11 protein-coding genes are annotated in these 11,926 nt (G+C 61.1%); 1 reads left to right on the forward strand and 10 read right to left on the reverse strand.

Annotation, left to right across the window (positions count from 1 at the left end; translation table 11 throughout):
* Window positions 1-21: 21 nt before the first annotated feature.
* The 10 genes from ACK4TM_RS06015 to ACK4TM_RS06060 form a co-directional block, all read right to left on the reverse strand.
* The gene (locus ACK4TM_RS06015) at window positions 22-798 is read right to left on the reverse strand and encodes an enoyl-CoA hydratase-related protein (RefSeq protein WP_409698234.1); all 777 of its coding nucleotides are present in this window, start codon (window positions 796-798) and stop codon (window positions 22-24) included.
* Window positions 799-868: 70 nt separating this feature from the next.
* Window positions 869-1,309, reverse strand: a complete 441-nt coding sequence (locus ACK4TM_RS06020; protein ID WP_409698237.1) for a cytochrome c-type biogenesis protein CcmH — start codon at window positions 1,307-1,309, stop codon at window positions 869-871.
* Window positions 1,306-3,282 (reverse strand): heme lyase CcmF/NrfE family subunit, encoded by a 1,977-nt coding sequence (locus ACK4TM_RS06025; RefSeq protein ID WP_409698239.1) that lies wholly within the window; start codon window positions 3,280-3,282, stop codon window positions 1,306-1,308. The genes ACK4TM_RS06020 and ACK4TM_RS06025 overlap by 4 nt, the downstream gene beginning before the upstream one ends.
* Window positions 3,283-3,356: 74 nt before the next feature.
* Window positions 3,357-3,560: a pseudouridine synthase gene (locus ACK4TM_RS06030; RefSeq protein WP_409698241.1), complete on the reverse strand. Its 204-nt coding sequence runs from the start codon at window positions 3,558-3,560 to the stop codon at window positions 3,357-3,359.
* Complete coding sequence (locus ACK4TM_RS06035; RefSeq protein ID WP_409698244.1) at window positions 3,550-4,041, reverse strand: holin family protein; 492 nt, start codon at window positions 4,039-4,041, stop codon at window positions 3,550-3,552. The genes ACK4TM_RS06030 and ACK4TM_RS06035 overlap by 11 nt, the downstream gene beginning before the upstream one ends.
* A complete protein-coding gene (locus ACK4TM_RS06040; protein WP_409698247.1) occupies window positions 4,032-4,643 on the reverse strand; it encodes a holin-associated N-acetylmuramidase in 612 nt (203 codons plus the stop codon). The genes ACK4TM_RS06035 and ACK4TM_RS06040 overlap by 10 nt, the downstream gene beginning before the upstream one ends.
* 45 nt (window positions 4,644-4,688) lie before the next feature.
* Complete coding sequence (gene ccmE, locus ACK4TM_RS06045) at window positions 4,689-5,156, reverse strand: cytochrome c maturation protein CcmE (RefSeq protein WP_409698250.1); 468 nt, start codon at window positions 5,154-5,156, stop codon at window positions 4,689-4,691.
* Complete coding sequence (gene argC / locus ACK4TM_RS06050) at window positions 5,153-6,181, reverse strand: N-acetyl-gamma-glutamyl-phosphate reductase (protein ID WP_409698252.1); 1,029 nt, start codon at window positions 6,179-6,181, stop codon at window positions 5,153-5,155. The genes ccmE and argC overlap by 4 nt, the downstream gene beginning before the upstream one ends.
* Window positions 6,182-6,194: 13 nt before the next feature.
* The gene (locus tag ACK4TM_RS06055) at window positions 6,195-7,007 is read right to left on the reverse strand and encodes a glutamate racemase (protein ID WP_409698255.1); all 813 of its coding nucleotides are present in this window, start codon (window positions 7,005-7,007) and stop codon (window positions 6,195-6,197) included.
* Window positions 7,008-7,168: 161 nt separating this feature from the next.
* The gene (locus ACK4TM_RS06060) at window positions 7,169-10,582 is read right to left on the reverse strand and encodes an indolepyruvate ferredoxin oxidoreductase family protein (RefSeq protein WP_409698258.1); all 3,414 of its coding nucleotides are present in this window, start codon (window positions 10,580-10,582) and stop codon (window positions 7,169-7,171) included.
* A 153-nt stretch (window positions 10,583-10,735) separates the two neighbouring features.
* Here ACK4TM_RS06060 and ACK4TM_RS06065 point away from each other — a divergent pair, with 153 nt between their 5' ends.
* Window positions 10,736-11,644 carry a LysR family transcriptional regulator gene (locus tag ACK4TM_RS06065; RefSeq protein ID WP_409698262.1) on the forward strand — a complete coding sequence of 303 codons (909 nt, stop codon included), beginning with the start codon at window positions 10,736-10,738 and terminating at the stop codon, window positions 11,642-11,644.
* Window positions 11,645-11,926 lie beyond the last annotated feature (282 nt).

Genomic DNA, 11,926 nt, shown 5'->3' on the forward strand with positions numbered 1-11,926 from the left:
ATTTTGAGTTTCAAGACCGCTTCACCGCCCATGATAGACTGGTTTGCGCTTTTCCAGAAAGGCGCTGACGCCTTCGCGGAAATCCGCGGTCTCGCCACAGCGACCCTGCAATTTTGCCTCCAACGCCAGTTGTTCATCCAGCGAATTCTCGAACGATCCGCGGATCGCCTGTTTCACCTGATGGTAAGCCAGTGTCGGCCCCTGCGCCAATTGCCCGGCGCGCGCGGCGATATGAGCGGTGAAATCGGCATCCGGGGCAATTTCATAGATCATCCCCCAATCGCAGGCCTGCGCGGCGCTGATTTTATCGGCGAACAGCGCCGCCCCCATCGCCCGTGCCGCGCCCACCTGACGTGGCAGCCAATAGGTGCCGCCTGCGTCGGGGATCAGGCCGATCCGGGTAAAGGCCTGCACGAAATAGGCCGCGTCAGAGGCGATCACGACATCGCAGGCCAGCGCGAGGTTGGCCCCTGCCCCCGCCGCCGGACCGTTCACGGCAGCGATGGTGGGGATGCGGCAATCAAAGATCGCCTTGAGCATCGGCACATATTCATCGCGCAGGGTCGCTTCCAGATCCAGCGTCGCGGCATTGCCGCCATCGGCCAGATCCTGACCGGAACAGAACGACTTGCCCGCGCCGGTCATCACCAGCACCCGTGCCTGCGCCTCTGCTGCTTTGACCGCATGGGCGATTTCCACGCGCATCTGGCTGTTCAGCGCGTTCATCACTGCAGGCCGGTTCAACACCAGCGTGGCGATGTCATTCTGCGTCTTCAGGGTGATCGTCTGATAATCCATCGCGGCGTTCCTTTTTGCGGTTTTGCCACAGCCTAGGCCCTGCGCGCCGCTGGAAAAGCCCGACATTGCGTCACGAATGCAGTATTTTGTCCAGCTCGGCCTTTTCCGCCTCGGTCAGCTGCTCCGCGGCCGGGGCGCGGCGGCGGATCGTGGCCCAGCCGATGCCAAGTGCGATCAACAGCATCGCGGGGGCGGCAAACCACAGCACGACATTCACCCCATCGGTCGTGGGCCGCAGCAGGACAAATTCGCCATAGCGCGCGACCAGAAATTCCACCGCCTGCGCATCACTATCGCCCGCGACCAGCCTTTCGCGCAAAAGGATGCGCAATTCGCGCGCCAGTTCGGCGTTGGATTCGTCGATGCTTTCGTTGCGGCAGACCGGACAGCGCAGCCCTTGCGACAATTCCCGCGCGCGCCGTTCCAGCACGGGATCGTCCAATATCTCGTCCGGCTGCACGGCAAAGGCGGTAGACGCGACCAGCAGGAATATGGCGATCAGCCGGATCATTCCGCAGGCACCGGGGTTGCGCGCACAGGTTTGGTGGACGCGGCCCCAACCCGCAAGCGCCGGTCAGACAGTGACAGACAGCCGCCAAGCGCCATCAGGATACAGCCCCCCCAGATCCAGTTGGCAAAGGGTTTGAGATAAGTGCGCACGGCCCAGCCGCCCTGCACCTGTGGATCACCGATCACGACATAGACGTCGCGCAGGAAACCATTGCTGATCGCGGCCTCTGTCGTGGGCATGTTGGCGACGGGGTAGAACCGTTTTTCCGGTTGCAGGGTGTAAAGTTCCCGGTCCCCGCGCCAGATCGACATATCGGCCATGGTGGTGACGTAATTCGGCCCCTGCAACTGGTTCACGGCATCGAGTTGCACGCCGAATTGCCCGACTTCCCAACGATCACCGATATCGGCGATGCGGATATCCTCGACCTCCCATGCCAGCATGGCGGCGATGGCAAAGATGGTGACACCCATCCCCATATGCGCCACCGATTTGCCCCAGTCGGCGCGCGGCAGATGCCGCAGCCGCCGCAACCTTGTGCGCAGATCATCGCGGCCCGCACGCAGCCACAGATCGGCCAGCGCACCGCCCACGACCCAGACACCCAGGGCGACGCCGATGGGGCCAAGCGCGGAATTGCCGCTTTGCACCGCATAGGCAAGGGCCGCCAGCGCCACGGCCAGCATCAGCCAACCGCCCATTGCGCGGGTCATCCGCCCGAAGGTCGCGCGTTTCCATGCCAGCATCGACCCGAGCGGCAGCACAATGGCGAGTGCGACCATGAAGGGCGTGAAGGCCGCGTCAAAGAATGGCGGACCAACCGACAGCGTGCGGTCGAACAGCATTTCCGTGACCAAGGGCCACAGCGTCCCGATAAACACCACGAAACAGGACACAGCCAGCAGGATATTGTTCAGCACCAGCGCGCTTTCGCGGCTGACGGTGGAAAACACCCCCTTGGACTGCATGGCAGAGGCGCGGAAGGCATAAAGCGTCAGCGACCCGCCCACGAAGAACCCCATGATCATCAGCAAAAGAACGCCGCGTTCGGGGTCCACCGCGAAAGCATGGACAGAGGTCAGCACGCCGGAGCGCACAATGAAGGCGCCCAGCAACGAAAAGCCAAAGGCGAGGATCGCCAGCAGGATGGTCCAGCTTTTCAGCGCCTCGCGCTTTTCCACGACGATGGCGGAATGCAGCAGCGCAGTGGCGATCAGCCATGGCATGAAACTCGCGTTTTCGACCGGGTCCCAGAACCAGAAACCGCCCCAGCCCAGTTCGTAATAGGCCCACCATGACCCCAAAGCGATGCCCACGGTCAGGAACATCCATGCCGCCAATGTCCATGGCCGGACCCAGCGGCCCCATGCGGCATCGACGCGCCCTTCGATCAGGGCGGCGACAGCAAAGGAAAACGCCATGCTGAGGCCCACATAGCCGAGGTAGAGGAACGGGGGGTGGAAGGCCAGACCGGGGTCTTGGAGCAGCGGGTTCAGGTCGCGCCCGTTCAAGGGCGGTACGTCGAGCCGCAGGAATGGGTTGGAGGTAAAGATCAGGAACGCCAGAAAGGCCACGCAGATCGAGGATTGCACCGCCAGCACCCGCGCGCGCAGCCGCATCGGCAGATTGCCCCCGAACCAGCCCGCACAGGCGCCGAACAAGGTCAGGATCAGCACCCAGAGCAGCATGGACCCTTCATGATTGCCCCAGACGCCGGTGATTTTGTAGATCAGCGGCTTGTCGGTATGCGAATTCATGAACACCAGTTGCAGCGAGAAATCGGACACCACAAAGGCCCAGGTCAGCGCGGCAAAGGCAAAGCCGGTCAGCAGAAACTGAACCGTCGCCGCGGGTTCGGCCAGACGCATCCATGCGATATTACCCTTTTGTGCCCCGATCAGGGGCACGACCATCTGGACGATGGCAACGCCAAGGGCCAGAATCAAAGCGAAATGCGCGAGTTCATTTAACATAGGATTTTCATATCCGATTGGTGTGGGTGTTGAAATAGCGGTGCCGATCAAAACGGCGCTACAGATTGACACGTTCATAGCGCCAGCCCCCCTTGCACAGCATAGCTGACGGCGGCCATCAGCATGCCGCCGATCATCAGGCGGACCAGCCATTTCAGCGTGTCCTCGATCGCGCCCAGCCGGGTCGCGACATTGTCGCGGTGCACGCCATCCACGGCGTTGCGGGTTTCCAGCGCGCGCAGGCGGCTGTCGATGGTGTCGGCGACGCTATTGTCCATGGGCCACCTGCCAGTCACGCAGTGCCGGGTTGGTGTCGGGTTCTGCGGGTTTGGGGCTGCGGCCAAGGCTGGCAGCGGCCAGAATGCGCTGGAAATCCTGTTCCTTGGCCTGATGCCGCGCGCCGAAATAGAAATTGACAATCGCCCCCATCAACCACCAGAGCGGTTCCGGCACCAGCGCCAGCCCATTCATCCCGGCGGCAAAGCTGTCGGGGTCCAGCATCGCCATGACGAAAAGCCAGATCGTCCCCAGCGCCAGCATCGGCCTTGGCAGCCGGTTCAGCGCGTCAACGAGCCGGTCGAACAGCCCTTGGCGCGCATGGGCAAATTCGGCGGCGAATTGTTGCAGGCTTTCGCTTTTGGCGTCGGCGTCGCGCATCGCGGTATTTTCGGCATTGGGGCGAAAGACTTGTGCTGTTTCGACCAGCACATTTCGGCTGTTGCCGAACAGAAAGCCCATTAATCCAGTGATCAGGCCCATGATGCTGTCCTTTGCTGATGTTGTGCCGGGGTCAGGTGATAGCGCGGGGCGATGAATTCCTCGGCGCGTGTGATCCATCCGCCTTTGCCGCCGTCGCGCCTGCGGGCGTATTTGCGGCTGGTGGGTCTGCGGTCGGCAAGGTCATAGTAGTAATTGCGCCGCGCGATGCCGTAAGCGTCGGCCAGGTGATCGGGCGCAGATGCGGCGGCGCGGTTGGCGGCGGCAATGGTCTGCGGGCCGATCACGCCATCGGTGCTGACAGTGATCCGCATCTCGACCAGCAGGCGTTGCAGGATGCGCACGGCATTGGCCCCGGCATTGACATACATGTCAAAAACGCTGGGCTGGATAAGCTGCGGCAAACGGTTAACGCCGGGTTTGACGAAATAATGGTCGATGAATATCTGCACCGCCTGCGCGCGGTCCAATTGCTGGACATCCTGCGCATCGACGCGGCCATCGCCGTCCAGGTCAAGGCCAAGACGGCGCATCGTGTGGATGGTCACGCCGTGGTTGGTGGCCCCGCCGGGATCGTCGGGATCGTTCACATAGCCGCCTTCGCGGGCGACGATGTCTTGGGCGATTTTGGTGATATCAGGCATTTTTCTATCCTCTGCTTGGTGAGAGGACAGAATAAAACGTAAAGGTTAATGCGAGATTCGAGCACCGTTCGGGTCTACGTAGACACCCTGCGCCTTGAGTGCATCAAGCACTTCGGTCGGCATATAAGTCTCGTCATGTTTGGCAAGGATTTCAATGGCTTCAAACCTGCCGTTGATCAGATTTCCCTGTGCCACGACGCCTTCGCCTTCGGAGAAGAGATCAGGCAGGATACCCGCGTAAACGACAGGGATCGACGCGCCGCCATCGGTGACGGCAAAGGTGATTTCCTGCCCTTCACCACGGATCAAGGTGCCACGTTCGACCAGACCGCCAATACGGAACCGTTCATTCGGGGTTGGCGGGGCCTCGGCCACTTCGGACGGGGACCGGAAGAACTGGAAACTGTCGGCAGGCAGGAACCACAAAAGCACCAGCACCAGCACCACGCAGGCACCGGCGATGGAAATCACCTGCACACGGCGGCGTTTCTTGAGGCTTTTCAGACCGCTCATGGGAAGACAGGCACCAGCATCAGACCTTCTGTTTCGTTCAGACCCAGCATCAGGTTGGCATTCTGCAACGCCTGCCCCGATGATCCCTTACATAGGTTATCAAGGGTAGACACGACAAGGGCGCGGCCTGAAATGCGGTCCGATGTCACGCCGATATGACAGAAATTGGACCCCATCACATGGCCGGTGCCGGGCAATTGCCCGTAAGGCAGCACATGGATAAAGGGTTCATCGGCATAAGCGGTGGTCAATGCGGCATGGATCGCAGCACTGTCGCCGCGCAGATAGCAGCTTGCCAGAATGCCCCGGCTAACCGGCACAAGATGCGGGGCGAACTGAATTTCCACCTTGCGCCCGGCGATGGCGCTGAATTCCTGATCGAATTCGCCCAGATGCCGGTGCTTGCCGCCCTGGGCATAGCCCTGCACATCGGTGCTGCGTTCGGTGAACAGCATGTTTTCCTTGGCCGCGCGCCCTGCCCCGGTCAGGCCGTTTTTCAGATCGCAGATGATGTCATCCAGATCGATCAGATCGGCGGCGATCAGGGGCCGCAGCGCGAATTGCACCGTGGCCGCATTACAGCCGGTGCCGGCGACAAGACGCGCGGTTTTGATATCGTCGCGGTAGAATTCGGTCAGGCCGTAGACAGCCGTTTTCTGCAATTCCGGGGCGACATGGGGCGCGCCGTACCATTTTTCATAGGCCGCCACGTCGCGCAGCCGGAAATCAGCGCCGAGATCGACAACCTTTACCGTTGCGGGCAGGTCGCGGACGAGCGCTTGCGACAGGCCATGCGGCAAGGCGGCGAAGACGAGATCGATGCCGGAAAAATCGATTTCATCGACCTTGACCAGCACCGGCAGGTCCAGATGGCGCAGATGGGGAAACACATCAGCGATCTGCTGGCCTGCCTTGCGGTCGGCGGACAGGGCGGCGATGCGCAGATCAGGGTGGTTCGCGATCAGCCGGATCAGTTCGGCACCGGTATAGCCCGAGGCGCCCAGAATGGCGATGTTATAGGTCATGGTGGGAAACCTTCTATGCGGCGGTAAAGGTGATCTGGCGGCGCAGGAATTGCGTGGCGCGGTTGGACACGCGCGCCGGGTCACCGGTGGTCAGAAAGGCGCTGTCGATGCCTGCGCCGATCATTTCCGGGCGGCGCGTCAGGTAATCGGCCAGGCTTTCGGCGACCAGATGCGCCTGTGAAAACACCTGCACATCAGGGCCGAGCGCATCCTGAAAGATCGTTTCCATCAGCGGGTAATGCGTGCAGCCCAGCACGGCGGCATCGGGGCTGGGCATCTTGCGGCGCAGCGCATCGACGTGGGAGCGCACCAATGCTTCGGCCAGGATCATGTCGCCGTCTTCGATCGCATCGACGACGCCGCCGCAGGCCTGCGCTTCGACATCGACACCGATCGCGCGGAACGCCAGTTCGCGCTGAAACGCGCGGCTGGACACGGTGGCGGGGGTGGCGAACAGCGCCACATGTTTCACGGCGACTTCACGCGGGGGGGAATTGTCGCCCCATTGCCGTTCGGTCAATGCCTCGATCAGCGGCACGAAAACACCCAGCACGCGTTTGCCCGGCGGCACCCAGCTTTCCTGCATCCGGCGCAGGGCGGCGGCGCTGGCGGTGTTGCAGGCCAGGATCACCAGATCGCAGCCCGCATCGAACAGGCGCTGCGTGGCGGCGGTGGTCAGGTCATAGATATCATCAGGTTTGCGCACGCCATAAGGCGCATGCGCGTTATCGCCGAAATAGACCAAAGGCACGTCGGGCAGCCGCGTGGCCACCGCATCCAGCACCGTCAACCCACCCAATCCGCTATCGAATATCCCTACGGCCATTGCGCACCTATATCTATCCTCAACCTCATGCCCGATCCCGGTCGGATCGTGCAGGTCAGGGCTTCACTCATAGGTGGCTTTGCGCGGGAAATCCATGCATGCTTTGGGGTCTTTTTTTCGCCCCTGCAGCCCCTCGGCAGGAATGGGCTGACCGGTGATAATCACTCTGCCGCCTGATGCAGCGGGGATGCGTTGAGGGTTGCCAGCAATTCCGCGCGCCGTTTGGCGGCCTTGCGGGCGTTGGCATCCTTGACCGGACCGAAACCGCGGATATCCAGCGGCAGGCGGGCCAAGGCCACGGCAGCATCCAGCGTATCGGGGCGGGTCAGGCGTAGGATATCATCCATATCGCCTTCATATTCCGCGATCAGGGCGCGTTCCATCTGCCGTTCCGCCGTGCGCCCGAAGGGATCAAGCGCCGTGCCGCGCAGGAATTTCAGACGCGCCAGCAGCGGGAAGGCCCATGCGATGCCCTGCCCGAAGGCCCGTTTGACGGGGCGTCCGTCGCTGCCCTGTTTGCTGACGATGGGCGGGGCAAGGTGATAGGTCAGTTTCAGATCGCCATCGAACGTGTCGCGCATCTTTTGGCGGGTCTGGGTCAGCAGGCGCGCGACCTCGTATTCATCCTTGTAGGACAGGAGTTTGTGATAGCCGAGCGCCACCGCCTCGCGCAGTGCCGGGTCGGTGAAACGCGCGACCATGTCGCGGTAACGCTGCGCCAGCGCCTTGCCCTGATAGGTGGTCAGATGGTCGGCGCGGAAGGTGATTTTTTCCTCCAATGTCTGCGGCAGGGCCACCACGTTGGGGGCGAGGATTTTCGCAGCATCGGCCGGATGCAAATAGGCCCAGCGGCCATAATCGAAGGCCTGCATGTTGCGTTTGACAGCCGCGCCGTTGAGGTCAATCGCGCGCATGATCGCGTCGTGCGACAGCGGGATCGCGCCCATTTGCCAGACCGCGCCAAAGATCATCATGTTGGAATAGATGCTGTCGCCCATCAGCGCCTTGGCCAGATCAGAGGCGTCGAACAGCGACAGGTTGTCACCCAGACGCGCCTGAAGCGACAGTTTCAACTGGTCGATGGGCAGGGTGAATGCGGTGTTGCGGGTAAATTCGCCGGTGATGATTTCATGGCTGTTGACCACGCCACGTGTGCGGCCTTGCCGCATCAGGCCGAGGGTTTTGGCCCCGGCGCTGACGACAAGGTCGCCGCCGATCAGCACATCGCATTCGCCGGTGGCGACGCGGATCGCGCTGATATCACGGGGTTTTTCCGCAATGCGGCAATGAATATGGACGGCACCGCCCTTTTGCGCCAACCCCGCCATTTCCATCATGCCAGCGCCCTTGCCGTCGATATGGGCGGCCATGGCCATGACAGCACCGATGGTCACGACGCCGGTGCCGCCCACCCCGGTGATGACGACGTTATAGGTGCCGTTGATACTGGGCAAAGTGGGGTGCGGCATGTCGGGCAGGTCGATGCTGGTGCTGGCATCCTTGCGGATCTGCGCGCCAGAGACGGTGACGAAAGACGGGCAGAAGCCTTTGACGCAGGAAAAATCCTTGTTGCAGGACGATTGATCAATGGCGCGCTTGCGGCCCAGTTCGGTTTCAACAGGGACGATGGAGACGCAATTGGATTGCACGCCGCAATCGCCGCAGCCTTCGCAGATGTCGGTGTTGATGAACACGCGCTTGTCCGGGTCGGGGAATTGCCCGCGTTTGCGGCGGCGGCGTTTTTCGGCGGCGCAGGTCTGGACGTAAACAATGGCGGAGACACCTTTGTATTTGCTGAATTTCTCTTGCACCGCTTGCATGTCGGCGCGTTCATGCACGTCAAGGCCCTTGGGGAACACCGACAGGTCGAGGTCTTCCTTTTCGTCATGGACCAGTGCGATGTTGCGCACCCCCATCGCCTGCAATTCGCGGCAGATCTGGTCGGCGGTCAGCCCGCCATCATTGCCCTGCCCGCCGGTCATGGCGACAGCGTCGTTATAGAGGATTTTATAGGTGATATTGGTCCCCGCCATCAGCGCGAAACGGATCGCCTGCACGCCGGAATGGTTATAGGTGCCGTCGCCGAGGTTCTGGAACACATGGTCGCGGGTAGAAAACGGGGCCTCGCCCACCCAATTCGCGCCCTCGCCGCCCATCTGGGTAAACCCTACCGTGTCGCGGTCCATCCATTGCACCATGTAATGACAGCCGATCCCGGCATAGGCGCGGCTGCCGTCAGGCACCTTGGTTGATGAATTATGCGGGCAGCCAGAGCAGAAATAAGGCAAACGCGCCGCCAGTTCCGGGGCGTTATCGGCGCGCCGCGTTTCGGAAAGCTGCGCAAGGCCTGCGGTGATACCGTCTGATCCGCAGCCTTCCTCGGTCAGGATTCCGCCGATTTTCTCGGCGATCCAGATCGGGTCGAGTGCGGCGCGGGTGGGAAAGATTTCCTCGCGCCGCCCTTCGGAATGTTCGTCGCCCTTGTGCCAGCCGTAAACGCGGCGGCCACGGCGGTCGTCGAACAGGGCTTCTTTGACCTGCACTTCGATCAGTTTGCGCTTTTCCTCGACCACGATGATCAGGTCCAGCCCTTCGGCCCAGTCGTGGAAAGAGGCCATATCCAGCGGCCAGACCTGCCCGATCTTGTAGGTGGTGATGCCAAGACGGTCTGCCTCGCCCTCGTCTATATTCAGCAGGGACAACGCATGCTGCAGGTCCAGCCAGTTCTTGCCCGCCGCGACGAAACCGATTTTTGCGCCGGGTTTGCCCCATTTGCGTTGGTCCATCTTGTTGGCGCGGCTGAACGCCTCGGCCGCGAAACGTTTGTGGTCGATCATCCGCGCCTCTTGCAGTTGCGGCGTGTCGGTGATGCGGATGTTCAGCCCACCTTCGGGCAGGTCGATATCGGGGATGGCAAAGGCGCGGTACGGGTCGGCATCGACGACGGAGGTGACCTCGATCGTGTCTTTCATCGTTTTCAGGCCGACCCAGACACCCGCATAGCGCGAGAGCGCCCAGGCATAGAGGCCATATTCAAGGATTTCCTGCACGCCTGCGGGCGACACGATGGGCATATAGGCATCAACCATCGCCCAGTCGGATTGGTGCAGGGTGGTCGAACTCTCGCCGGTATGGTCATCGCCCATCGCCATGATCACGCCGCCATGGGGCGAGGTGCCCGCCATATTGGCATGGCGCATCACATCGCCAGACCGGTCCACGCCGGGGCCTTTGCCGTACCACAGGCCGAAAACGCCGTCATATTTGCCTTCGCCGCGCAATTCGGCCTGCTGGCTGCCCCAAAGGGCGGTGGCGGCCAGATCTTCGTTCAGGCCGAGTTGAAAGGTGATATCGGCGGGGGCGAGGACGTTTTTCGCCTTGGCCATCTGCAGATCAACCGCGCCGAGCGGCGAGCCGCGATAGCCGGTGACATAACCCGCCGTGTTCAGCCCCGCGCGCTGATCACGCGCCTTTTGCATCAGCATCAGCCGGACCAGCGCCTGCGTGCCGTTCAAAAGTACCGGCGACTTAAGCAAATCGTAACGATCGTTGAGTGATATATCCTGATGGCCCATCTGACACCCTCCCAAGCGCTGATGGAGGCAGTATAGGTCAAAGATGCTGACCTACAAAGAAGAAAATCATGTTACAAAAGCCGAATAACCTTTTGTTAGATGCGCAAAATAATTAGTGTGTGGCAGCGTTAACATTCGCAACGAAAGCGTCAGATGGACTGGGACAAGCTAAGAATATTTCACGCCGTGGCGGATGCCGGGTCGTTGACGCATGCCGGTGACATGCTGCATCTGTCGCAATCTGCGGTCAGCAGGCAGATCCGCGCGTTGGAAGAATCGCTCAATACCACGCTTTTCCACCGCCATGCGCGGGGGCTGATTCTGACCGAACAGGGCGAATTGCTGTTCGATGCGACCAAATCCATGAACAAACGGCTGGAAACCGCCTCGGCCCGCATCCGCGACAGCGAGGAAGAAGTGTTCGGCGATCTGCGGGTCACGACGACGACGGGGTTCGGCACCTTGTGGCTGGCCCCGCGCCTTCCCAAATTGTTCGAGGCTTATCCGGATCTGAAAATCGACCTGATGCTGGAAGAACGCGTGCTGGACCTGCCAATGCGCGAAGCGGACGTCGCGATCCGGATGAAGGAACCGTCGCAGGCCGATCTGATCCGCAAACGGCTGATGTCGGTGCGGATGCGGCTATATGCATCGCCAGAATATCTGGAAAAGAACGGCACACCCGAAAGCCTGCCTGATCTGTCCGAACACCGGTTGATCTGTCAAAGCCTGAATTCGGTGCAGGTGTCTGCTGGCGCGACGCTGGTGCAACATCTGTTAAGCGCGGAAATACAACATCTGTTCACGGTCAATAATTACTTTGGCGTGTTGCAGGGCGTGCTGAACCATATCGGCATCGGCGTGCTGCCCGATTACGTGATCGAGGATTTTCCACATCTGATCCGCGTCCTGCCCGAGCTGGAAAGTGGTGAAGTGCCTGTCTTCCTTGCCTATCCCGAAGAATTGCGGCAGTCGAAACGGATTTCCGCCTTTCGGGATTTCGTCCAGGAAGAGATTTTCGCCCACCGCCGCAAGATCCGCGAAACACTGGCGGAACCCTGATCGCACCGCCCCACGGTTGTGGCCGCGCAGAATGTCGCGGCGGGCCGCAAAACCCTTGCTGGCGGGGCTTTATCGCCTTTGCAGGCGGTGATTTGCGCGTAAATCATCTGAGCTATGCGCGCAACACATAGCGGGAATGCACAACCATCAGGGTAATTATTCTTGATTGCCTAAAAAACGCACCCTATCTGTTCACTCGAAGGCGATGCTGCGTAATTGCGCATCACCTTCACCTCCCTGTTGGACTTCGCCGGGCCATTGTGCCCGGCATTTTTTTGCGCC

The sequence above is a fragment of the Yoonia sp. genome, assembly GCF_046292185.1.
Taxonomy (GTDB): Bacteria; Pseudomonadota; Alphaproteobacteria; order Rhodobacterales; family Rhodobacteraceae; genus Yoonia.

What these genes read in the sequence shown, in the direction of transcription:
- ACK4TM_RS06015 (WP_409698234.1), bottom strand. Translation starts at nt 798, where the DNA reads ATGGATTATCAGACGATCACCCTGAAGACGCAGAATGACATCGCCACG.
- ACK4TM_RS06020 (WP_409698237.1), bottom strand. Translation starts at nt 1,309, where the DNA reads ATGATCCGGCTGATCGCCATATTCCTGCTGGTCGCGTCTACCGCCTTT.
- ACK4TM_RS06025 (WP_409698239.1), bottom strand. Translation starts at nt 3,282, where the DNA reads ATGTTAAATGAACTCGCGCATTTCGCTTTGATTCTGGCCCTTGGCGTT.
- ACK4TM_RS06030 (WP_409698241.1), bottom strand. Translation starts at nt 3,560, where the DNA reads ATGGACAATAGCGTCGCCGACACCATCGACAGCCGCCTGCGCGCGCTG.
- ACK4TM_RS06035 (WP_409698244.1), bottom strand. Translation starts at nt 4,041, where the DNA reads ATGGGCCTGATCACTGGATTAATGGGCTTTCTGTTCGGCAACAGCCGA.
- ACK4TM_RS06040 (WP_409698247.1), bottom strand. Translation starts at nt 4,643, where the DNA reads ATGCCTGATATCACCAAAATCGCCCAAGACATCGTCGCCCGCGAAGGC.
- ccmE (WP_409698250.1), bottom strand. Translation starts at nt 5,156, where the DNA reads ATGAGCGGTCTGAAAAGCCTCAAGAAACGCCGCCGTGTGCAGGTGATT.
- argC (WP_409698252.1), bottom strand. Translation starts at nt 6,181, where the DNA reads ATGACCTATAACATCGCCATTCTGGGCGCCTCGGGCTATACCGGTGCC.
- ACK4TM_RS06055 (WP_409698255.1), bottom strand. Translation starts at nt 7,007, where the DNA reads ATGGCCGTAGGGATATTCGATAGCGGATTGGGTGGGTTGACGGTGCTG.
- ACK4TM_RS06060 (WP_409698258.1), bottom strand. Translation starts at nt 10,582, where the DNA reads ATGGGCCATCAGGATATATCACTCAACGATCGTTACGATTTGCTTAAG.
- ACK4TM_RS06065 (WP_409698262.1), top strand. Translation starts at nt 10,736, where the DNA reads ATGGACTGGGACAAGCTAAGAATATTTCACGCCGTGGCGGATGCCGGG.